Annotated in this window: 20 protein-coding genes; 7 read left to right on the top strand and 13 right to left on the bottom strand. The window is 72.3% G+C overall.

Annotated elements, in window-relative coordinates:
- Window positions 1-243: 243 nt before the first annotated feature.
- The gene (locus IF89_RS0111785) at window positions 244-699 is read right to left on the bottom strand and encodes a hypothetical protein (RefSeq protein ID WP_051806985.1); all 456 of its coding nucleotides are present in this window, start codon (window positions 697-699) and stop codon (window positions 244-246) included.
- A gap of 332 nt (window positions 700-1031) precedes the next feature.
- Between IF89_RS0111785 and IF89_RS0111780 the strand changes: the two genes are divergently transcribed.
- The 5 genes from IF89_RS0111780 to IF89_RS0111760 all read left to right on the top strand — a co-directional run bounded on the left by IF89_RS0111780 (window position 1032) and on the right by IF89_RS0111760 (window position 9303).
- Window positions 1032-2444, top strand: coding sequence for a family 2B encapsulin nanocompartment shell protein (locus IF89_RS0111780; RefSeq protein WP_030765192.1), 1413 nt, complete (start codon window positions 1032-1034; stop codon window positions 2442-2444).
- 100 nt (window positions 2445-2544) lie between these two features.
- On the top strand, window positions 2545-3972 hold the full coding sequence (locus IF89_RS0111775) for a family 2 encapsulin nanocompartment cargo protein terpene cyclase (protein ID WP_030765190.1): 1428 nt from the start codon (window positions 2545-2547) through the stop codon (window positions 3970-3972).
- Between the two features lie 2 nt (window positions 3973-3974).
- Window positions 3975-4871: a geranyl diphosphate 2-C-methyltransferase gene (locus IF89_RS0111770; protein ID WP_107047248.1), complete on the top strand. Its 897-nt coding sequence runs from the start codon at window positions 3975-3977 to the stop codon at window positions 4869-4871.
- Between the two features lie 116 nt (window positions 4872-4987).
- Entirely contained in the window at window positions 4988-5938 is a 951-nt protein-coding gene (locus tag IF89_RS0111765) for an NAD-dependent epimerase/dehydratase family protein (protein WP_030765185.1), read from the top strand.
- Window positions 5939-5955: 17 nt separating this feature from the next.
- Entirely contained in the window at window positions 5956-9303 is a 3348-nt protein-coding gene (locus IF89_RS0111760) for an aminotransferase class I/II-fold pyridoxal phosphate-dependent enzyme (protein ID WP_043193688.1), read from the top strand.
- A 10-nt stretch (window positions 9304-9313) separates the two neighbouring features.
- Here the strand turns inward: IF89_RS0111760 and IF89_RS0111755 are convergent, their stop codons facing one another.
- The 11 genes from IF89_RS0111755 to IF89_RS0111705 form a co-directional block, all read right to left on the bottom strand.
- Window positions 9314-9892, bottom strand: a complete 579-nt coding sequence (locus IF89_RS0111755; RefSeq protein ID WP_030765179.1) for a toxin — start codon at window positions 9890-9892, stop codon at window positions 9314-9316.
- Complete coding sequence (locus IF89_RS0111750) at window positions 9889-10341, bottom strand: helix-turn-helix domain-containing protein (RefSeq protein WP_030765176.1); 453 nt, start codon at window positions 10339-10341, stop codon at window positions 9889-9891. The genes IF89_RS0111755 and IF89_RS0111750 overlap by 4 nt, the downstream gene beginning before the upstream one ends.
- A 300-nt stretch (window positions 10342-10641) precedes the next feature.
- Window positions 10642-11838 carry an MAB_1171c family putative transporter gene (locus tag IF89_RS0111745; RefSeq protein ID WP_030765173.1) on the bottom strand — a complete coding sequence of 399 codons (1197 nt, stop codon included), beginning with the start codon at window positions 11836-11838 and terminating at the stop codon, window positions 10642-10644.
- Between the two features lies 1 nt (window position 11839).
- Window positions 11840-12568, bottom strand: coding sequence for a TetR-like C-terminal domain-containing protein (locus IF89_RS0111740; RefSeq protein WP_051806983.1), 729 nt, complete (start codon window positions 12566-12568; stop codon window positions 11840-11842).
- 116 nt (window positions 12569-12684) lie between these two features.
- Window positions 12685-15237, bottom strand: a complete 2553-nt coding sequence (locus IF89_RS0111735; RefSeq protein WP_234327728.1) for a discoidin domain-containing protein — start codon at window positions 15235-15237, stop codon at window positions 12685-12687.
- 159 nt (window positions 15238-15396) lie between these two features.
- Window positions 15397-17781: an ATP-binding cassette domain-containing protein gene (locus IF89_RS0111730; RefSeq protein ID WP_030765164.1), complete on the bottom strand. Its 2385-nt coding sequence runs from the start codon at window positions 17779-17781 to the stop codon at window positions 15397-15399.
- A 90-nt stretch (window positions 17782-17871) separates the two neighbouring features.
- The gene (locus IF89_RS0111725) at window positions 17872-18285 is read right to left on the bottom strand and encodes a VOC family protein (RefSeq protein ID WP_030765161.1); all 414 of its coding nucleotides are present in this window, start codon (window positions 18283-18285) and stop codon (window positions 17872-17874) included.
- A 10-nt stretch (window positions 18286-18295) separates the two neighbouring features.
- Window positions 18296-18784, bottom strand: coding sequence for a helix-turn-helix transcriptional regulator (locus IF89_RS0111720; protein WP_030765158.1), 489 nt, complete (start codon window positions 18782-18784; stop codon window positions 18296-18298).
- A gap of 68 nt (window positions 18785-18852) precedes the next feature.
- The gene (locus IF89_RS0111715; RefSeq protein WP_030765156.1) at window positions 18853-19947 is read right to left on the bottom strand and encodes a carboxylate-amine ligase; all 1095 of its coding nucleotides are present in this window, start codon (window positions 19945-19947) and stop codon (window positions 18853-18855) included.
- A gap of 82 nt (window positions 19948-20029) precedes the next feature.
- Window positions 20030-20281, bottom strand: a complete 252-nt coding sequence (locus tag IF89_RS0111710) for a hypothetical protein (protein WP_030765153.1) — start codon at window positions 20279-20281, stop codon at window positions 20030-20032.
- 37 nt (window positions 20282-20318) lie between these two features.
- On the bottom strand, window positions 20319-20642 hold the full coding sequence (locus IF89_RS0111705) for a hypothetical protein (protein WP_030765150.1): 324 nt from the start codon (window positions 20640-20642) through the stop codon (window positions 20319-20321).
- 166 nt (window positions 20643-20808) lie between these two features.
- Between IF89_RS0111705 and IF89_RS0111700 the strand changes: the two genes are divergently transcribed.
- Window positions 20809-21072, top strand: a complete 264-nt coding sequence (locus IF89_RS0111700) for a DUF6213 family protein (protein ID WP_051806982.1) — start codon at window positions 20809-20811, stop codon at window positions 21070-21072.
- Between the two features lie 72 nt (window positions 21073-21144).
- Here the strand turns inward: IF89_RS0111700 and IF89_RS46960 are convergent, their stop codons facing one another.
- The gene (locus tag IF89_RS46960) at window positions 21145-21600 is read right to left on the bottom strand and encodes a DUF5133 domain-containing protein (RefSeq protein ID WP_234327727.1); all 456 of its coding nucleotides are present in this window, start codon (window positions 21598-21600) and stop codon (window positions 21145-21147) included.
- Between the two features lie 188 nt (window positions 21601-21788).
- On the opposite strand from IF89_RS46960, the gene IF89_RS0111690 reads away from it, so the two are divergent.
- Complete coding sequence (locus IF89_RS0111690; RefSeq protein ID WP_030765142.1) at window positions 21789-22718, top strand: hypothetical protein; 930 nt, start codon at window positions 21789-21791, stop codon at window positions 22716-22718.
- Window positions 22719-22734: the final 16 nt, after the last annotated feature.

Below are 22734 nucleotides of genomic sequence, written 5' to 3'. Positions count from 1 at the left end.
GGCAGTCTTTCGGCTTTCCGGGACGGGGCGGTCGGTCAAGGGTGGAGCGAAGCTCCATCGCGAAGCGACGCGACCGCAGGGAGCGCCCTTGACGGACCGGCCCGGCACGGAAGGACGATGGGACTGACGGGAAACCCCCAGACCGTTCCTGCTACCGAGCACACGGCTCCCGCCCCACCGAAGCCACCCCGCACGCCCACACCCCGCCCCGCCGAAGTTCCCGCCCCTTACCGCGCCGCCCCCTCAGCCTCCCCGCGGAGTCGGTGGGTGGCCGAGGAGGAGGGTGGCCACCTGGTGGGCGGTCTTTTCGCCCGCCCGCTGCTTGATCAGGCCTTCCTTGGCGGCTCCGCGGACGCGGGCCGTCGTGGCTCCCGCCCCGGTGTCCGTCAGCGTCACGGTGACCAGTACCGGGTTCATCTGGGCGAATCCGCCGCCGACGAGTGCGCGGACGACGCGTACCGTCTCGGGGGAATCGGTGGCCCTCGTGCGCACCGGGGTGCCCAGGCGCAGCAGGAGGTCGGTCGTACGGGCCGCGGCCTCGGCGGGCGGGACGCCCTCCAGGGTCAGTTCGACCTCGTGCACGTTCTTCTTCAGCCGCCCGGCCGCGAACTTCGCGCCGAGCCGCCCGCCCGGGCCGCCCCCGACAGCGCCCAGCGCGCCCAGTGCTTCCCGCAGTATCAGGTCCTCGTCGTCCGTCATGGCCGTAGGGTACGACGCCGCCGGCGGGGGCCGACCGGCCGTCCGGAACGGGCAGCGTCCGTACGGAAGTTGCCGGTCAGATGTGGTCCTGGCGGAAAGTGTACGGCGCACGTGTCCGAAACCGCCGAGGTGATGATCAAACACCGGGCGACTCAAGATCACCGTTTTGAGGTAATCCCGACCCCTTCCGATGGGTGAGCCGGTTCGCCGGCGGTTAGTGTGCTTCCGGATCCAGAGGGATTGCCCGGGTATCCACCCTATTTTTCTTCTTTCACTGGTGAGGTGCACCCGTATGCGCCGATCACCGCCCGCACGAAGGAGAGACCTGCGCGATGACCGTGGACACCAGCCCAGAGGCCCAGCTGGAACCGACCCAGCGGACGAGTCTGGGCACGGCGGCCGCCCGCAACCTTGCCACCACGACCAAGTCCGCCCCCCAGATGCAGGAGATCACCTCCCGGTGGCTGCTGCGGACCCTCCCGTGGGTGGAGACCAAGGGCGGCACCTACCGGGTCAACCGCCGTCTGACGTACACCGTCGGCGACGGCCGCATCGAATTCGTGCAGGACGGAGCCACTGTCCGGGTCATCCCCCGCGAACTCGGTGAACTCGCCATGCTGCGGGGCTTCGAGGACGAGCAGGTGCTGGCGACGCTCGCCGACCGGTGCGTCCAGCGCGACTTCCGCGCCGGCGAGGTACTGATCGAGCGCGGTGCCCCCGCGGAGCGGATCCACCTCATCGCCCACGGCCGCATCAACCAGACGTCCGTCGGCAAGTACGGGGACGAGATCGCCGTCGCCGTCCTGGCCGACGGCGACCGGTTCGGCGAGAACGCGCTGCTGGACGCCGACGCGACCGCCGACTACACGGCCACCGCCGAGACCTCCGGCACCCTGCTCACCCTCTCCCGCGCCGACTTCGCCGCCGTCCTCGACGCCGCACCGAACCTCCGGGCCCACGTCGAGCTGTTCGGCTCGCTCCCGAACCAGCGGCAGAACAAGCACGGCGAGGCCGAGATCGCCCTGTCCGCCGGCCACACCGGCGAAGCGGAACTCCCCGGCACCTTCGTCGACTACGAACTCAAGCCGCGCGAGTACGAACTCTCCATCGCCCAGACCGTACTGCGCGTCCACACGCGCGTCGCCGACCTCTACAACGGTCCGCACAACCAGACCGAGGAACAGCTCCGGCTCACGATCGAGGCGCTGCGCGAGCGCCAGGAGTACGAACTCGTCAACAACCCCGAGTTCGGCCTGCTCCACAACGCCGACTTCAAGCAGCGCATCCAGACGCACTCCGGTCCGCCCACCCCGGACGACATGGACGAACTGCTCTGCCGCCGCCGCGGCACGAAGTTCTTCTTCGCCCACCCCAGGACCATTGCGGCGATCGGGCGCGAGTTCAACGCCCGCGGGCTCTACCCGGACCACGTCGACCTCGGCGGCCAGCAGGTCCCGGCCTGGCGCGGCGTACCGATCCTTCCGTGCAGCAAGATCCCCATCAGCAAGGAGAACACCAGCTCGATCATCGCCATGCGCACGGGCGAGGACAACCAGGGCGTCATCGGCCTGCACCAGACGGGGCTGCCGGAGGAGTACGAGCCGGGCCTGTCCGTGCGCTTCATGGGCATCAGCGAGCAGGCGATCATCTCGTACCTGGTCACCACGTACTACTCCGCGGCCATCCTGGTGCCCGACGCGCTCGGCGTGATGGAGAACGTCCAGATCGGCCGCCGGCGCGACTGACGGCCCCGGGCGCGTCAGCCGGACGCCCGGACCCTCCCGGATCCCGGTCGATCGAGCCCGGGATCCGGGACAGCCCCACCCCCTCACCTAGGAGCCACGGATGCCCGTTCCCGGGCCTTCCCCTGCGCAGTCGAGCCCGCCTGCCGCCGCGGCCCGGCCCGGAGCCCACGGCCACGGTCGCGGAGCCGACGCCGTCACCATGGGCAAGCCGGCGCTGCCGACCGGGCCCGCCCTGCCCTTCGGGCCGGCAGCGGCCCGGCCCGCCCACCTCGTCCCCTTCACCGCTCCCGCGGCCGCCCCCGCCACCGCCGCCGTCCCGGACGGTGCGCCCGCAACGGGCGAAGGCCCGGGAGGGGACCTGGTCGCGGAGCCGGCCCGGCGGGCCGCCGCCGCGACGGCGACGCCGAACCCGGCCCTGGAACGGATCATGCGCGGCCCCAGTGGCCTGGGCACGCAGGGGCTGTTCTTCTTCACCCCCCTCCGCGCGCCGCTCACCACGGCACCGGCAGCGGACGGCCCTCCCGCGCCCCCGCCCCCGCCCGCGGCGCAGGGCCGGCCGATCCCCGGCCTCTACCACCACCCGGTCCCGGAACCCGACCCCGCCCGCGTGGCGGAGGTCAGCCGCCGGATCAAGCGGTGGGCGGTGGACGAGGTGCAGGCGTACCCGCCGGAGTGGGAGGACCAGTTCGACGGCTTCTCCGTCGGCCGCTACATGGTCGCCTGCCACCCGGACGCCCCGACCATCGACCACCTGATGATCGCCACGCGGCTGATGGTCGCCGAGAACGTCGTCGACGACTGCTATTGCGAGGACCACGGAGGTTCGCCGGTCGGACTAGGAGGAAGGCTTCTGCTGGCGCACACCGCGCTCGACCCGGTCCACACGACCGCGGAGTACGAGCCGGAATGGGCGCAGTCGCTCCTCTCGGACGCGCCGCGGCGCTCCTACCGCTCGGCCATGGAGTACTTCACGCAGGCGGCGACGCCGTCGCAGGCCGACCGCTTCCGGCACGACATGGCCCGGCTCCACATGGGCTACCTCGCCGAGGCGGCGTGGGCCGAGACGAAGTACGTCCCGGAGGTGTCCGAGTACCTGGCGATGCGCCAGTTCAACAACTTCCGCCCCTGCCCCACCATCACCGACACCGTGGGCGGTTACGAACTCCCGCCCGAGCTGCACGCGATGCCCGCCATGCAGCGGGTGATCGCGCTGGCCGGCAACGCCACCACCATCTCCAACGACCTGTACTCGTACACCAAGGAACTCGACAGCCCCGGTCTGCACCTGAACCTGCCGGTCGTCATCGCGGAAAGGGAGAACCTCCCCGCGAAGGAGGCCTACCTGAAGGCGGTGGAGGTCCACAACGACCTGATGCACGCCTTCGAAGCCGCGGCCGCCGAACTGGCCGTGTCCTGCCCCGACCCACGCGTGGTCCGCTTCCTGCGCGGCGTGGCCGCCTGGGTCGACGGCAACCACTACTGGCACCAGACCAACACCTACCGCTACAGCCTGCCCGACTTCTGGTAAGGATGGATTTATTCGTGACCAGCACTGATTTCAGCGTTGCCGCCCCCACCTCCGCCTTCATCCCCGCTCCGGCGACGCCCTACCAGGGGGACATCGCGCGCTACTGGGACCACGAGGCGCGCCCGGTGAACCTGCGCCTCGGAGATGTCGACGGCCTGTACCACCACCACTACGGCATCGGTGACATCGACCACGCGGCCCTCGGGGACGCGGAGGACAGCGCATACGAGAAGAAGTTGATCGCCGAACTCCACCGCCTGGAGTCCGCGCAGGCGGACGTCCTGCTCAACCACCTCGGCGCGATCGGCCGGGACGACACGCTCGTGGACGCCGGATGCGGCCGCGGCGGTTCCATGGTCATGGCCCACCAGCGGTTCGGTTGCAAGGTGGAGGGCGTGACCCTGTCGGCCAAGCAGGCCGACTTCGCCAACCAGCGCGCCCGCGAGCTGGGCATCGAGGACTCCGTCCGCGCCCGTGTCTGCAACATGCTGAACATGCCGTTCGAAACCGGACAGGCCGCCGCCTCGTGGAACAACGAGTCGAGCATGTACGTCGACCTGCACGACCTGTTCGCCGAGCACTCCCGAGTCCTCGCGGTCGGCGGCCGCTACGTCACCATCACCGGGTGCTGGAACCCGCGTTACGGCCAGCCTTCGAAGTGGGTCTCCCAGATCAACGCGCACTTCGAGTGCAACATCCACTCCCGGCGCGAGTACATGCGTGCCATGGCCGACAACCGCCTCGTGCCGCAGGCCGTCATCGACCTGACGCCCGACACCCTGCCCTACTGGGAGCTGCGGGCGACGTCCTCCCTGGTCACGGGTATCGAGGAGGCGTTCATCAACTCCTACAAGGACGGTTCCTTCCAGTACGTCCTGATCGCCGCCGACCGCGTCTGACGCCCGGCGGAACCGGCCGGGTCCGTGGAAGCGGGCCCGGCCGCCACGTGCCAGAATCTGTCTTGTACCGGCCAAACTCGTAAGAGGTCGATCAGGTCTCGCGCTACTGTGCGCCCGTGAGTCTTCAAGTCGTCATGGGTTACGGGCCCGCGGGCGCCGCCACCGCCCGTTTGCTGGCCGAGCAGGGTCATTCCGTACGCGTCGTCACCAGGTCGGGCAGAGACCCGGAACCGGGGATCGAGCACATCGCGCTCGACGCGGCGGACCGGGAGCGGCTGACCGCCGCCGCGCGGGGGGCGGCGGCGATCCACCACTGCGCCGCTCCGCCCTACCACCAATGGGTGCACGCGTGGCCGCACCTCGTCTCCTCGGCCTGCGCAGCGGCCGAGGAGACCGGGGCCGTCCTGGTCATGCTGGGCAACCTCTACGGCTACGGCCCGGTGGACGGGCCCCTCACCGAAGCGCTGCCGCTCGCTGCCTCCGGCCCCAAGGGGCGCGTCCGAGCGGCCGGTTGGGAGCAGGTACGGAGCCTGCACGAGCAGGGCCGCATCAGGGCGGTCGAGGTACGGGCGTCCGACTTCTTCGGACCCGGCGTCACCGACGGCGGACATCTCGCCGGCCGGGTCGTACCGGCGCTGCTGCGCGGCAGGCCCGTCTCCGCGCTCGGGGACCCGGACGCCCCGCACAGCTGGACCTACCTGCCCGACGTGGCCGCGGCCATGGCGGAGGTCGCGGTCGAGGAGCGGGCCTGGGGACGTCCCTGGCATGTCCCGACCCGTCCCGCGCGCTCGGTACGGGAGATGGCCGACCTGCTCGCCGCAGGCGCCGGAACCGGACCGGCGACGGTGCGCAGGATCCCCCCGGCGGCACTGGGCCTGGCGGGACTGTTCTCCCCGCTGATGCGCGAACTCAAGGAGATCCGCTACCAGTTCGACCGGCCTTTCGTCGTCGACTCGAGCGCCTACGAGGCCGCCTTCGCGGTGCGCGCCACCCCCGTCGACGAACAGGTCAAGGCCACCTTGGACTGGTGGCGCGACCGCAGGGCCACCGTCGGACGACCTCGATGACAGGGACGGCGTCCCCGATGGACGAGTCCGCAGCGATAGCGGTGGTGGGCATGGCCTGCCGCTTCCCGGGAGCCCGCAACCCGAACGAGTACTGGCGCCTCCTCACCGCCCCGCAGGCGCAGTTCTCCACCATTCCCGACGGGCGCTGGCGCGGCGCCGCCTTCCTCAGCGACGACTTCCGCGACACCTCGTCCGCCTACACCGACACCATGGCGCTCCTGCCGGACGTGGGTCACTTCGACGCCGTTCACTACGGGATACCTCCCCGCCGGGCCGCCGCCATGGACCCCCAGCACCGGCTGCTGATCGACCTCGCCAGGGAGGCGATCCAGGACGCGGGATGGGAGGCCGACGGGTTCGATCGCGAGGAGACCTCAGTGATCACGGCCCTCACCGAGAGCGGCTACCGCGAGCTCAGCACCATGCGCATACGGATGCGCCAGCTGGCCGGGGGCGAGTTCGGTGCCCGGGCCGCCGACCCCGGCTGGCAGGAGACCGTCAGCGCGGTCCAGGGCCTGCACGGCACGTCGGTGGCCGGACTGCTTCTCAACATGGGCCCCAACACCATTAGTTCGGTCTTCGACCTGCACGGCGAGAGCTACGCCCTGGACTCCGCCTGCTCCGGCGGCCTCATGGCCGTCGCCAACGCGGTCCACGCGCTGCGCGCGGGCCGCTCCCGCATCGCGATCGCCGGCGGTGCCCAGCTGATCCTCGCCCCGGACCTGCTGGTGGGGCTGTGCAGGATAGGCGCCATCTCGCGCAGCGGCAGATGCCTGCCCTTCGGCGCCGACGCCGACGGTTTCGTCCTCGGCGAGGGCGCGGGCGTCCTGGTGCTGCGGCCCCTTGCGGATGCCCGGGCGGCCGGCGACCGCGTCTACGCCGTGATCCGCGGTGTGGGCACGGCCAACGACGGCACCGTGCAGGGCGGACTGCACCCCCGCGCGGGCGGCCAGCTCAGGGCCCTGCGCCGGGCCTACCGCGACGCGGGCCTGGCCCCGGGCGACGTGGGCTACCTGGAGGCGCACGGCACCGGGACCACCGTCGGCGACCCCGTCGAACTCGCGGTCCTGGGCGAGTTGCGCGGTGAGGACGCCGCTCCGGCCCACCTGGGCGCCGTCAAGGCGGTCGTGGGCCACTCGCTCAACTCCGCCGGGCTCGCCGGGCTCATCAAGACCGTCCTCGCCGTGCAGCGGGGTGTGATCCCGCCGCAGCCGGAGTTCGGCCTGGCCGACACCGCCGCCCTCGACGCCGCCCGGCTGACCGTCGCGACGACACCGGTCCCGTGGCCGGAGCAGGACGGCCTGCCACGCCGCGCGGGTGTGAGCGCCTTCGGCTTCGGCGGCACGGGCGTCCACCTGGTGGTGGAGGAGTGTCCCGAGCCGCCCGCCCGGCCGGCACCGGCCGAGGGGCCGTACGAGCTGCTCCTCACCGCCCGCGACCGCACCGGGCTGGCCCGGTACGCCCGGGACGTGGCCCGGACCATCGCCGAGGACCGGCTGCCGCTGGCCCGGGTGGCGGACACCCTGGCCCGCCGCGCCCCCCTGCCGCAGCGCCTCGCCCTGGTCGCGCGGGACACCGCCGACGCCGCCGCGCGGCTGAACGCCGCGGCATCGGCCCTGGAGGCCGACCGTGCGGGGGCGCCGCCCGTACCGGCGGCGATGCAGGCGACACCTTCCGCGCCGGGGCGCACGCCCCCGTGCACCCTGCCGCCGAGTCCGCTCGCCCCGCGCCGCCACTGGGTCGTGGACGATGCCGCCCGGGAGTCGACCGCGCCGGTCGCCCCCGGCGGGCCCGTCCCCGCCGTACCCGGCGCGGCCGTCCCCGCCGCCCCCGTCGACACACCCGGTGCTGTCGCCGCGTCCGGCCGGGACGCGGCCTCCCTCGTGCTCGCCGAGGTGTCGCGGACCGGGGTGTTCCCCCTGGAGGACCTCAGCGAGGACATGACGCTGGTGTCCGGCCTCGGCTTCGACTCCCTCATGCTCCAGGAGCTCGCGGTGAACCTCGGCAAACGCGTCCCCGGCTTCCGCTCCGAGGACCTGTTCACGCCCGAACTCACGGTCGGCGGACTGATCGCGCTGCTCGACCCGGGCCGTACCCGTCCGGCGGCCCGGCAACGGCCGCCCGCCGCCCCCGAGGCGGTGGGCGAATGGCGCGCCGACGCCGCGAGCATCGACGACTTCCCGGAGGTGGCCCTCTTCGAGGAGCGGCTCGGCGCGGTCACCGCCGGCGGCTCCGCCTTCCCCTATTTCCGCGTCCACGAGGGCACCGTCCGGGACACCACGGTGATCGGCGACCGCTCGTACCTCTCCTTCGGCAGCTACAACTACCTCGGGATATCCGGCCATCCGGCCGTCAACGAAGCCGTGCACCGGGCCGTGGAGCGGTACGGGACCTCCGTCTCCGCGAGCCGCGTGCTCTCGGGCGAGCGGGAGCTCACCGTCCGGCTCGAACGCGCCCTGGCCGATTTCATCGGCGTGGGGGACTGCCTCACCCTGGTCAGCGGCCACGCCACCAACGTCACCGCCATCGGGCACCTGGTGGGTGCGGGCGACCTCGTCCTGCACGACGCGCTCGCCCACGACAGCATCCTGCAGGGCTGCGCCCTGTCGGGGGCGGCACGGCGGCCGTTCGCCCACAACGACGCGGGCAGTCTGGAACACCTGCTGCGGCTCAACCGGTCCCGCTTCCGCCGGGTCCTGATCGTGGTCGAGGGCGCCTACAGCATGGACGGCGACCTGGCCGACCTGCCCGCCGTCATCGAGCTGAAGAAGCGGTACGGCGCCCTGCTCATGGTCGACGAGGCCCACAGCATCGGGACCGTCGGTGAACACGGCCGCGGAATCGGCGAGTTCCACGGCGTCGACCGGTCCGACGTGGACGTGTGGATGGGCACCCTCTCCAAGTCCTTCGCCAGCTGCGGGGGCTACCTCGCCGGCTCGCCCCGGATGGTGCGCTGGCTGCGGCACACCCTGCCCGGTTTCGTCTACAGCGTGGGGCTCACCCCGGCCAACGCGGCCGCCGCCCTCGCCGCCACCGAGCTGATCGCCGCAGAACCCCAGCGCGTGCGCACACTGCGGCGCAACTCCGCACTGTTCCTCAAGCTGGCCGCGGCGGCCGGCCTGGCCACCGGCTCCAGCGCGGACACACCCATCGTGCCGGTCCTGCTCGGGGACTCGGGGCGCACCCTGCGCGTCGCGGACCGGCTGTTCCGCCGCGGGATCATCGCCGATCCGATCTTCCACCCGGCCGTCGAGGAGGGCCTGTCGAGGCTGCGGTTCTTCCTCACGAGCGAACACCGCGAGGAGGACGTCCGCCGGACGGTCGCCGCCGTGGCCGAGGAGGTGGCGGCGTCCGCCGCGCCGTGAGTGCGCCATCTCAGAACAGCGTGCGTTCGATCCGGCTGAGCATGGCGCTGGTCCCGGGATCACCGGCCGCGCCGGTCTCGGGGGACGGGGCGGCGCCGTCCCTCGCCTCTGCGCCGCCCATCCGCTGGGAGAGCAGGTAGGCGATGATCTCCGCTTCCTGCTCCTGCACGTCGTCGTAGGCGGCGCGCAGGAGCATGTCGCGGACGAGGTCGGGGTCGAGGTTGGGGAACAGCAGACGGGCGGCCGTCTCGTCCAGCCCGCCGGCGCCGCGATGGCAGCAGATGATGTGGCCCAGCTCGTGCAAGATGATGTGCTCCTGATGCGCGCTGGTGGTGTTGGCGTCGTAGAAGATGAGGTCCTCGTCGCGGGCGGCGACCCACATGCCGCACGGGTGCGACGAGGGCATCTGCATCGGGACCAGGATGATGGGGCGGCCCCGCGCCTCGCCGAGGTGGCGGCACAGTTCGGCCACGTCGGTCGCCTCCGGCAGGTCGAGTTCGGCGATCCGCTCTGCGCCGGCCTTGCGGAGCTTCTTGAGCTGACTGCGGCGGTCCTGACCCGCCCATCGCTCCTTCCTGGCGCCCCTCATTCGGGGCCGGAGGGGTCGTCGACCGGCGGGAGGCCCTGCAACTGCCGGTACTGGTCCATGATGGCCGTGATGGCCTGGAGGTTCTCCTTCTTCATCCCGGCCGCCCGCATCGCCACGGCGCGGACCCCCGACTGGCGCAGCGCCTCGATGGCGGCGAGCTCGCTGAGCACCGACTCGGCGACCTTGTCGTCGAAGAAGTAGGCGACGGAGACGCCGAAGAAGCGGGCGAGTGCTGCGAGGAGGTCGGGTGAGGGATTGGAGCGCTTGCCGGTCCGCAGCTGTGACAGGTACACGCCGCCGACCTTGAGTTCGGGATTGGCACGCTTCAGTTCCTCCGCCACCTCGGCGTTGGTCCAGTGCTTGCCCTTGGGGCGAACCGTCTTGAACAGGTCGTCGAGACGCACTGCGAGCAGGGGCCGGTCATCGCCCTCGGTCTCGGTCTCCGTCATGGTGCACCTTCCTCCCGTCACCTCCTCGGCATAGCCCTTGGCTATCCGTCACTTTCCCAGAATAGCGGTCAGTTGACAATTGGCCGGGACTCCGCCAACGTTGGGTCTCGCCGATAGCTGTCAGCTAACGCGACTCACGGGGGAAACGGGGTCGGGTTGCTGCAGAGATCGGACTGGCCCGGCCCTCGGGGGATGGGCCGGGCCAGTCCGGGCGGAAGCCACCCGTCCGGCCCGAAGAAACACGGGGGAACGGGAGAAGCCCGCCCGGTTTGACGGGGGATGCAAACCGGGCGGGAGCTCTCAACTCGCCTTGCAGAGCTTACTGTAGGCGGCGGCCACCTGGGTGAGCCAGGCGACTTCCGCCACGAAGTTGTCGGTGTCGCGGTCGTCGAAATCGCCCGCGTCCTTGCTGTGATCGGGGACGATCCCGGTCCGCTTCGCCTGCAGGGCCTGTCTGATCTGCGCCGCCTCGGCGAAGGCCTGCCGCAGTTCCGCACCGGCCTCCCCGCCCGTACCCCCGCCCGCCGCACCGCCCGTACCCGCGGCCGCCGCCGCAGCGCCGCCGGCCGAGTTGGCTCCCCGGTCGATGTAGGGCCGCAAGTCCCGCCAGCCGTCCCGGATTTCGACCACGCGCCGGTGCAGCCGGTAGTTGAGGTCGGACACCGAGGCCCCCGGCGGTTCCAGCGCGATGTCCGGCGAAGCCTCGTACAGGTCGCGCCAGAGCGGGTGCAGCGCCCGGTAGGACCGGTAGCTGCGGGCCCACTCCACGAGTCGCGAAACGGGCGGTCCCCAGAGGGAGTTGATCAGACTCAGGGAAAGGATCACGATTCCCGAGGCGCTGAAGATGTTCGAGGCGAGCTTCCAGGCGCCGATGTCGACCCCGGCGGCCGCGGTCAGGATGTTGACCGTACGGGCCGTGCAGTAGAGGAACAGCACCACGGCCGCGACCGACAGCATCCGCAGGGCCTGCCGCAGCGAGGCGTTGTCCGTCATCCGGGCGTACGGGCCGCACTGGCGGTAGATCGTCACGCACGGCACCGCCTGGGAGACGATGAAGACCAGGAGGTAGGTGAGCAGCAGCGGCCGGCTGGTGCCGTCGAAGTCGGACAGCGGACGGCCCGGGCCGTCGGCGAGGAAGAACAGGACCGTCAGCAGCACGTCGAGGACGATGCCGATGATCAGCCAGTACCGGGTCCCGCGAGCCGCCGCCTCGTCCGTCGCCGCCCAGCGCAGCAGGATGATCTGCGCGGCGACGCAGAAGGCGACGGCGGCCAGGTGCATGATGAGGATGGCCAGGTTGCCCACGCCCAGGAAGCTCCCGCCGCCCATGGCGACGGCGCCCATGGTGAAGGTGAGGCACTGCAGCAGCAGCGTGGCGATCAGCGCGCGGTAGGCGCCGTCCCGCCAGCTGCGCCGGACCTGGGAGAGCCGGTAGAACAGCGCGGCGTAGGAGGAGAGCGCGGCTGTCGCGAAGCAGAGGGTGCGGATGGCGTTCACGTCAGCGCTCGCCCTCTTCCAGCGGGACCACGAGCCCGACGGTCTCCGCCGTCACGGCGACGGCGTAGTCGAAGTAGGCGGCCTCGTCCCGGACGCTGTCGTGGGTCCGGCTGAACACCTGGAACACCAGCAGCCCGATCAGGCTGCTCCACAGGGCGATGCCGCGTTCGACGAGGTCCGAGAAGGGAGCCGGGGGCGCACCGCCGAAGAGCTGCAGGGCCTCGGCCCGCAGCAGCGGCGGGCCGGGCACCGTCCGCCGGGGCGGGGTGAGTTCCCCACCCTCCAGGGCCGACCGCAGGATCCCGGCGAGCACCGCGGGCGTACGCGAGGCGGGCGGTACGGTGTCCTGCGGGGCGTGGTAGCCGGGCACGGGCGAGCCGTAGATCAGAGTGAATTCGGCGGGGTGCGCGAAGGACCACTGCCGCAGCGCCCGAGCGGCCGCGAGGAGCCGGGCGCCCGCCGGTGCACCGGCCTGCGCGGCGGTCCGGTCGGCCTGCTCCATCGCGGCACCGGACGCGTCGTAGGCGTCGATGACCAGGGCGGTCAGCAGGTCGTCGCGGTGCGGGAAGACGGCTTCCACAGCGGTGACGGCCAGACCGCCGTCGCGCGCCACGACGTCCAGGGAGAGTCCGGCCGCCCCCGCTCGCGCCAGCTGCCGGCGGGCGATGTCCTTGACGACCGCTGCCGGCTGTACCACGTCGTCACTCGATTGCATGGTGGAAACGTCCATGCGCGAACCGTACCTGCGGGCGGCGGCACGGGGAGCCGGGTGGCCCGAACACCCGTGCCACCCGTCGTGATCCGGCCACGACGGGTGGCACGGGCGGGGGAGTCCGCGTCCCCGGGTCAGGAGACGGTGATGAACTTCCCGATGCTCGGCACCCCTTGGGCGTCCAGGGCGAAGAGCATGTACGTGCCCGGCAGCACCACACCGGTGTCCGCGGGGATCGCCACCGTGTACCCGCCCGTACCCGCGGGGGTGGACACGAGCGGGACCCGCCGCTGGTCGTTGTCGGTGGAGTGGGTCGCGGCCGCCGCCCGCATGAGGACGAACGACGCCACCGCCGAGTCGGTGCTCACCGTGAGCGTGGTCCCGGGAGCCGCCCGCGGGGGCACGCCCCCGGTGACGGCCGGCCGCGGCTTCGGCGTGCCGTCCGCGTTGAGCAGGTAGGGCGGCGTGAAGACCGCCCCGTCGGGATGGTTGGTCGCGCAGTCGCCGCACAGGCCGCCGCCGCCGGAGAAGATCCGGCCGTCCGGCAGCAGGTTGGCCACACTGTGGTAGTTGCGCGGGACGGCCATGGTGGCGAGCGGGGTGAACCTGCCGGTCGCCGGGTCCCACAGCTCGGGCGTCAGGACCGAGGTGGCGTCGCTGAACGGCACCGGATAGGCCTGACCGCCGAAGACGGCCACCTTGCCGTCCGGCAGGACGACGCTGTTGCTGAACGCGCGGGCGTACTCCATGTCCCCGGTCCGGGCCGCCTGGACCTGGCTGCCCGAGATGCCGACGGTGTACGCCCGCCGCGTCGCGGGGGAGTCCTGGTACGCGGGCGAGCCGCCCAGCGTGACCAGCTTGCCGATGTCGTAGGGGACGGCGTTGCCGGTCATGGCGTCCTGGCTGTCGGCCCGGGTGCCGGCCGGGGTGATGGAGCCCTGGCCGCCGGTCGAGATCCAGTTCATCTGCTTGCTGGGCCCCAGCTGCAGGACCTTGCCGCCCGAAGTGGCGTGCAGCCACATGTGGTTGTCGGCGCGGTAGGGGCCGGCGGGATCTGCCGTCAGTGCCGGGGCCGCCGGCACGCCGGGGAGTGTGCGCCAGGTACGGGTGGCCGGCGACCAGACCTCGCCGGCCTTGTCGGTGTCGGCGTTCCCGCTCCAGGACCCGCCGAGGACGAAGGCCTCGCCGGTGGAGAGCAGCGTCATGGCCTGATAGCCGCGGGCGATGCCCATACTGGCGGTCGTCGACCACGAGTCACTGGCCGGGTCGTAGATGCCGGCCTTCTCTGCGTTGCTGCCGCCGGTGACGAGGACCCGTCCGTCGGCCAGCATGGCTATGCCGGGGCAGAACATGTCGTGGCCGGTGTTGTCGATGCGGCGCTGTGTGACCTTGCCGGTCTTCAGGTCCAGGATCGCCGTCTGGGTGTAGCCGTTGCTGCCGCCGAAGCGGTCGACCGCGTACGCGGACCACGCGAGCAGCTTGTCCCCGGGCAGGGCGGCGGTGGCCACGGGCACCAGCGGGAAGCCGATGATCCGGCCCCAGGAGCCGTGCACGGCGGGGCTGGCCGGTCCGCTCAGGCGTATCTCGCCCGCCGAGGTCCACGGGCCGCGGCCGCCGGCTTCGCTGGTCACCGTGAGGCGCACGAAGCGGGCCTGCTCGGGCCGGGTGAAGGTGGCGGTCTTGACGGTGTCGTCGTCACGCCAGGTCCCGGAGGCGACCGCGGTGCCGAAGGCGGTGCCGTCGGTGCTGGTCGTGACGGCGTAGGCGCCCGCGCGTCCGTTCGGCCCGTCAGTGCGGGGATGGAGGACGAGGGCGGAGACGACCGTGGTGCGGTGCATGTCGATGGTGATGCTGTGCGGCAGCGGGGCGGCCGGCGCGGTCCACTTGCTGTGCCAGATGGTGTTCGCGTTGCCGTCGAGCACGTTGGCGGCGCGGCCGTTCTCGCCGGCGGTCTCCTCGTCGCTCGCCGTCGCCGTCCATCCGGACCGGGGCAGGTCGACGGTGGCGGCGGGGGTGCCGGGGTCGCCCAGCAGGTTGATCTCGGCGGCCGAGGTCCACGGGCCGCGGTTGCCGGCCTCGGTGAGTGCCGTCAGGCGTACGAACCGGGCACCCGTCGGGGCGAAGCCGAGGGTCTTGGCGGTGGCGTCGTCCGCGAGCGTGCCGGTGGCGAGGGGGGTGCCCCAGTTCTGACCGTCCGGGCTCACGTGGATCGCGTACTCGCCGACGCGGCCGTTGGGTCCGTCACCGCGGGGGCGGTGGACGAGGGCGGAGACGACGGCGGTGCGGTGCATGTCGATGGTGATGCTGTGCGGCAGCGGGGCGGCCGGCGCGGTCCACTTGCTGTGCCAGATGGTGTTGGTGTCGCCGTCGAGCACGTTGGCGGCGCGGCCGTTCTCCCCGGCGGTCTCCTCGTCGCTCGCCGTGGCCGTCCATCCGGCCCGGTCGAGGACGGGAGCCGCGGGTTCCATGGCGTTCGCCGGTGCGACGCCGTGGTGCGGTGACTGCACCGCCGCCTGCTGGTCGGTGGGGACGGGGGCGGCCCGTGGCCCCGGGGTGCGGCCGGCCGCGGTGCTCGTGACCGCGAGCCAGGGTGTCAGGCCGATCATCAGGGAGCCGAGGGCGAAGGCTATGAGCAGGTGGGAGCGGCGTAAGAGGCGGGAGAGCGCGAGGGAGCGCCTGGACTGCAATCTGACCTCCTGGGGCGAACTGGCGTGCCCCGGAGAACATAGTCAGCGCAGTGGCAACTCGTGCCGGATCGTGGAGAGTTGGCGGGATCCCGTGACGGTCGTCGCGCGTGCCGCGGCCCCCGGCGGCAGTGCCGGGGGACCGCGGGAACCGCAGCGGGGTCAGGCGCCGACGTAGGCCGCGAGGTGCTCCCCGGTGAGCGTCGAACGGTCGGCGACGAGGTCGGCGGGCGTTCCCTCGAAGACGACCCGGCCGCCGTCGTGGCCGGCGCCGGGGCCGAGGTCGACGATCCAGTCGGCGTGTGCCATGACCGCCTGGTGGTGCTCGATGACGATCACCGACTTGCCCGAGTCGACGAGCCGGTCGAGCAGACCGAGCAGCTGTTCGACGTCGGCGAGGTGGAGTCCGGTCGTCGGCTCGTCGAGGACGTAGACGCCGCCCTTGTCGGACATGTGGGTGGCCAGCTTCAGCCGCTGCCGCTCGCCGCCGGACAGCGTCGTGAGCGGCTGGCCGAGGCTGACGTAGCCGAGTCCGACATCGGCCAGCCGGTCGAGGATGCGGTGCGCGGCCGGCGTGGCCGCCGCGCCGGAACCGAAGAAGTCCAGCGCCTCGGTCACCGGCATCGCCAGCACCTCGCTGATGTCGCGCCCGCCCAGGTGGTAGTCCAGCACCGACGCCTGGAACCGCTTGCCCTCGCAGTCCTCGCAGGTGGTCGCCACACCGGCCATCATCGCCAGGTCGGTGTAGACGACCCCCGCGCCGTTGCAGGTCGGGCAGGCGCCCTCGGAGTTGGCGCTGAACAGCGCCGGCTTGACCCCGTGGGCCTTGGCGAAGGCCTTGCGGATCGGGTCGAGCAGGCCGGTGTACGTCGCCGGGTTGCTGCGCCGGGAGCCGCGGATCGCACCCTGGTCGATCGACACGACGCCCTCGCGGGCCGGGATCGAGCCGTGGATCAGCGAACTCTTCCCGGAGCCGGCGACTCCGGTGATGACCGTGAGGACGCCCAGCGGGATGTCGACGTCGACGTCCTGCAGGTTGTGCGTGGTGGCGCCGCGGATCGGCAGCACGCCGGTGGGCCGGCGTACCGTCTCCTTCAGCGCCGCCCGGTCGTCGAAGTGCCGGCCGGTGATCGTGCCGCCCGTGCGCAGCCCGTCGACGGTGCCTTCGAAGCACACCGTGCCGCCCGCCGTGCCGGCGCCGGGGCCGAGGTCGACGACGTGGTCGGCGATGGCGATCGTCTCCGGCTTGTGCTCGACGACGAGCACCGTGTTGCCCTTGTCCCGCAGCCGCAGCAGCAGGCCGTTCATGCGCTGGATGTCGTGCGGGTGCAGACCCGTGGTGGGCTCGTCGAAGACGTAGGTGGTGTCGGTGAGCGAGGACCCCAGGTGGCGGATCATCTTGACGCGCTGCGCCTCACCTCCGGACAGGGTGCCGGCGGGACGGTCCAGGGAGAGGTAGCCGAGCCCGATCTCGACGAAGGAGTCGAGGGTGTGGTGGAGCGTGGCGAGCAGCGGGGCCACCGAGGGCTCGTCCAGGGAGTCGACCCAGGCGGCCAGGTCGCTGATCTGCATCGCGCACGCGTCGGCGATGCTGACCCCCTTGATCTTCGAGGAGCGGGCCGCTTCGGTGAGCCGGGTGCCGTCGCAGTCGGGGCAGGTCGTGAAGGTCACCGCCCGGTCGACGAACTCCCTGATGTGCGGCTGCATCGACTCGCGGTCCTTGGCCAGCATCGACTTCTGGATCCGGGGGATCAGCCCCTCGTACGTCATGTTGATGCCCGCGATCTTCATCCTGACCGGCTCGCGGTGGAGGAAGTCGTGCAGCTCCCTCTTGGTGTACGCGCGGATCGGCTTGTCGGCGTCGTACAGCCCCGACTCGCTGTAGAGCCGGTAGCTCCAGCCGCCCGGCTTGTAGCCGGGGACGGTGAGGGCGCCGTCGTTCAAGGACTTGGAGTCGTCGTAGAGCTGCGTGAGGTCGAGGTCGGTCACCGAGCCCCGGCCCTCGCAGCGCGGGCACATGCCGCCGGTGATGCTGAAGGACCGGCGCTCCTTCACGGTCCGGCCGCCACGCTCCACGGTGACGGCGCCCGCCCCGCTGATGGAGGCGACGTTGAAGGAGAACGCCTTGGGCGAGCCGATGTAGGGCTTGCCGAGCCGGCTGAACAGGATGCGCAGCATCGCGTTGGCGTCGGTGGCGGTGCCGACCGTGGAGCGCGGGTCGCCGCCCATCCGCTGCTGGTCGACGATGATCGCGGTGGTCAGCCCGTCGAGGACGTCGACCTCGGGCCGCGCCAGTGTCGGCATGAAGCCCTGGACGAAGGCGCTGTACGTCTCGTTGATCAGCCGCTGCGACTCGGCCGCGATCGTGTCGAAGACCAGCGAGCTCTTGCCCGAACCGGAGACTCCGGTGAACACGGTCAGCCGGCGCTTGGGGATCTCGATGCTCACGTCCTTGAGGTTGTTCACGCGGGCGCCGTGCACGCGGATCAGGTCGTGGCTGTCGGCAGCGTGCCGGGCGGGCGGCTGCGTGCTCTTCCTCGTGGCCATGCTTGACGTCTCTTTCATCCATGGGGCGGGCCGCGGTCACGGTCGCGCCGGGCGGCCCGGCCGTGACCGGGCCGTCGGGCCGTGTGGTTCCTACTGCTTGCGGGGCTGATTGAAGCGCAGCATGTTGCCCGCCGGGTCCCGGAAGGCGCAGTCGCGGACCCCGTACGGCTGGTCGATCGGCTCCTGCATGACCTCGCCGCCGGCGGCCCGGATGCGTTCGAAGGTCGCGTCGACGTCGTCGGTGCTGAAGATGACGCCGCGGAGCATGCCCTTGGCCAGCAGTTCCGCCATGGCCTGCCGGTCCGCGGCGGGGGCGCCGGGGTCGGCGAGCGGCGGTTCGAGGACGATCTCGACGTCCTGCGAGGGCGAGCCGACGGTCACCCAGCGCATTCCCTCGAACCCGACGTCGTTGCGTACCTCCAGGCCGAGGACGTCGCGGTAGAACGCGATCGCCTTGTCGTGGTCGTCCACTGCGATGAAGCACTGCGCGAGGTTGATGTTCATGGCTCCGACGCTACGAGGCGCCCGCCGATTCCGCTTCTCCATTCCTGATCGGTCCACGGCGGACCGGTTCCCCGCCCGGGACCTGTTCCCCACCCGGGCCCGGTTCACGGCCCCGGACCGGTCGCGTCATGAACTTGGCGACGCACGCGGGGACGGCCTCGCCCGCTCCGTGCGGACGCGCCCGGTAGGAGCTCGGGCTCTCCCCGACCAGCTCGGTGAAGCGGGAGCTGAAGGACCCCAGCGAGGTGCTCCCGACGGCGAAGCAGACCTCCGTCACGCTCAGGTCGCCCCGCCGCAGCAGTGCCTTCGCGCGCTCCACGCGGCGCGTCATCAGATAGCTGTACGGAGTTTCCCCGAAGGCGGCGCGGAAGCTGCGGGAGAAGTGCCCGGGCGACATCAGGGCGACCTTCGCGAGGGCCGGAACGTCCAGTGGCTGCGCGTAGTCGCGGTCGATCACGTCCCGGGCGCGCCGCAGCCTCACGAGGTCTTCCAGGGTCATACGCACCAGCATCGCACGGTGCGCACCGCCCTCCCCGGGGCCCGGCGCCACCCGGGCCGGGCGCCGTCTCAGCCGGTGGGGGAGTCGCCGACGATCAGGTTCCGCAGGGCCGGCATCCCGCCCTCCCGCAGGGCACGGCGCTGCCGGTCCGCAGGCGTCCCCTCCTGGAGGAGCCGGTGGACGAGGGACGACACCTCGCGCTCGTCGCCGGACTCCGCCAACGCCGGAGCGACATGGGCGAGCAGGGAGGACAGTACGTCGCCGCTGCTGCGGCAGCGCCCGTCGGGATCGACCAGGGTGGAGTTCAGGCCGTGCCGGGCCGCGTGCCAGTTGGCCGCCTGCAGCAGTTCCGGCCGGCACCGCACCGGCGCGACCCCCGCCTTCTCCTCGGCGAGGGCGACCGCGACCAGTGCGCGGACCAGGCCGGCCAGCATCACCGCGTCGTCGGCGCGCAACTGCACGTCCAGGCAACGCACCTCGACCGTCGGGAAGCGGTCGGACAACCGCGCCTGCCAGTACAGCTGGCCGCGGTCGGCGATCACCCCCGAGGCGACGAGGGCGTCGATCCGCTGCTCGTAGTCCGCGAACCCGTCGAAGTACGGCGGCGGGCCGCTCACCGGCCACCGGCCGAAGACGATCGTCCGCCAGCTCGCGAACCCGGTGTCCTTGCCGTCCCAGAGGGGAGAGTTCGCCGACATCGCCAGCAGCGTGGGGAGCCAGACGCGGATCCGGTTGAGCACCGCGACGCCGGTCTCCGGATCGGGCACCCCCACGTGGACGTGCATCCCGTTGATCAGCTGCTCGTCCACCAGCTGCCGGGCCTGGTCCTCCATCCTCAGGTACCGGGGCTTGCGGGTGACCGGCACCGCCGAGGTGGACCTCAGCGGCGCGGCCGCGGCCATCGCCACCCGGCAGCCGTGCTCCTCCGCGGCGGACGCGACGGCGTGCCGCAGGCGCAGCAGGTGGCCGCCCACCTCCTCCAGCTCCGTGCAGACCGGTGTGGCGACTTCCACCTGAGCCTGGAGCAGTTCGTCCTGGACCTCGTCGTCCTCCGCGAGCGGCCCGAGACCGGCCGCACCGCGCACGTACTCGGCCCCGGGGACCGGCAGCACCGTCACCGGGTCCACCAGGAGGTATTCCTCTTCGACGCCGAATGTGATCACGCCCTGCGGTTACCCCGCGAGCGGCGCGATCATCCGCCGAATGCGCCGACCGGCGCAAGAGCTGTCCGGCCGACCGTGCGCCTCAGCCGTCCTCCGCGCCGGGCGGTGTGCGGTCGTCGCGCGGGGGCTGGGGGCGGGTCTGCTCCTCCCGCCCGGTGCCGGGCCGCTGCTGCTTGGCGGAATGGCCGCCAGCGCCGGAGCTGCCCGAGCCGCCCGGACCGCCTACGACGGCCTCGTCGGCCTCGCGGCGGGCCTCACGGTCGCCGCTCTCACCCGGAGCCTGCGACGGAGTGGTCCGCCGCCGGCCTTCGTGGCCCTGCCCGTGTCGTGTCATCGCGTGCTCCTCCTGGTTCTCGGGTCGGCGGTCCGGCTCAGTAGCCCAGCTCCCGCTTGAGCGCGGCCTTGTCCATGGAGGAACGGCCGTGGAGGTTCTTGCGCCGCGCCTCCTGGTAGAGCTGGTCGTAGGTCGGGCCCTGGGCCCCCTTGTGGGAGCGCTGTCCACCGCGTTTCGAGGACGACATGTCCTCCAGCGACGTCCGGCTCGCGGTCTTCGACTCGCCGGCGCGCGCCCGTTCCTTGTTCACCGTCCGCGCGGCGATCTCCTTCGCCCGCTCGGGGCTCTCGCCGCGCTCCTCGGCGCTCTCCTTGATGTGCTCGTACTGGCGCTCCCGCTTGGGGCTGGAACCGCGAGGCATGATCACTCCCTGCTGGTGTGCGGACGGTCCGGTACGCCCCGCGCCTACCCCTGGCGGGACCCGGCACACGGAGCCGCCCGTGTACGCCCCGCGGCGGGGCCCTGTGGATTGGCCGGCCGCCGACCGGGTAGCCGCCGCTGACAAGGGTTCTCCGGGAGGGCTTGCCATGATCCACGTGTCGATACCGCTGATCCCCGCGTCGGACGGCGTCCTGCTGATCCCCGCCGACCACGTGACCACCCTGCTGCGCCGTCTCGCGGCGGACTGGGTGGAATCGGCCGAGGCCGGCGAGCTGGGCGGTGACCGCGAGACCGCCGGCGACCTCTCCGGAGTCCTGACGGAGCTGGCCGACCAGATCGACGTCGAGTGCATCGGCTTCGCCTCCGCACTCGACGACGGCGCCTCGGACGACGCCCGGGACGACGCCTGAGGCCGGGCCCGGGCGGCACCGCGGCCGGGGCAGGCCCCGGAGGCCCCCGTACCCCGACGCCGCCCGCGCAGGTCAGTCGCGCCCCGCCAGGTGCAGCTCGGCCGCCAGGACCGCCTCGTGGACGGTCGACCGGCCCATCAGGACGCACAGGGTGTAGGCGATGTCGTCCATCGCGCTGCGGGCCGCCCCGTCGCCGGGGGCGGCGGCGAGCCGCTCCCGGCAGGTCCGGAACCGGATGAGGACCTCCTCCGTGCGGGTGCGGCTGGGCAGCAGCCCCACACCCCGGGCGTCCCGTACGCCCGGGCCGCCGTCCGGGCCGGGCCGGGGAGCCAGCAGGGCCGCGACCGCCCGGCGCAGGGCGCGCCGCCAGCGGGCGGGTACCGGCTGCCCGTGCCCGCCCGCCACCACCGCGGCCGCGAAGTCCGCCACCGGCGCCTGGGCCAGCTCGGCAGCGGCCGCCAGGACGAGCCGCGCCTCACGGGCACCGCAGGGCACCAGGGCCATCACCATCCCCGTCGCCCACTCCACCGCCACCTCGGCACGGGGAACCGGTACATACCCATCAGACGACTGATGAATGCTCAGAGAGGTCACCGATCATCCTTTCAACCGAAGGCTGCGTGCGCCGTGGAGTGAAGTATGAAAGGTATGCCCGCTCCGGTTGCCTTCCCACACCCTCAGGGCCAACCCCGCCCACCGCCTTGTAGGTTCGCCGTATGACCCTCACCACCCCGCCGCGGCCGCTCGATGTCGAGGCACTCTTTCCCGGGCTGGCCGCACACCGGGCGACGGCGACCAGGCTGCACCCGCGGCCCGGGCGTCCGACGGTGCGCGACAGCCACGTCGGCGGGCCGCTGCTGTGGCCGGCGGGCGAGCCGTGGCCGGAGTGCGAGGAGCCGCACCCGCACGCCGGACCACTGCTCGCGGTGGCCCAGCTCCATACCCGCGACATCCCGGACCTGGCGGCCGGACCCGACGGCTGCGACCTCCTCCAGCTCCTCTGGTGCCCGTTCGACCTCCACGGACCGACGGGCCACGGCATGCACGTGCGGCTGACGTGGCGGCGCTCGGCGGAGGTCGGCGAGGTGTCGGCACCCCGGCCCGGACCGGAGCGCGTCGGCTTCGAGGGCTATGTGCCCCGCCCCTGCGTACTGCACCCGGAGCGGGTCGTCGAGTACCCGTACATCGAGCTGCTGGCGGGCGAACTCGGTGAGCGCGTCGAGAAGTGGGAGGACGCCCAGGAGGAGGCCGCGGACGACGACGGGGCCGACGGCATGGACGCGGACCCACCCGATCGCGGTGCCCGGGACGGGGACGGCTCCGGGGACGGCCGGCGCACGGCCCCGCCGACCTACCAGGGCGACCTGTCCGTCGCACCCGGTTGGAAGGCCGGCGGGCACGCCGTGTGGAACGTCACCGGCCCCGGCAGCACGGACTGTCGCGGATGCGGCCGCGCGATGCGGCTGCTGCTGACCGTCGACTCCTACGAGTGGCGCTCCGACAGCGCGAGTTGGCGCCCGCTGCCCGCCGACCCCGCGGCCGACGCGGACCGTCCCACCGGCGTGGCGGTCGGCAACTACGGCCGGCTCAACGTCTTCGCCTGCCCGCACGACCCCGCCCACCCCCACCGCTTCAGCGTGCAGTGAGCCCGGCCCGCCCCGC

It is taken from the genome of Streptomyces sp. NRRL F-2664, assembly GCF_000719345.1.
GTDB lineage: Bacteria > Actinomycetota > Actinomycetes > Streptomycetales > Streptomycetaceae > Streptomyces.
This window is presented reverse-complemented; position numbering and strand designations above follow the sequence as displayed.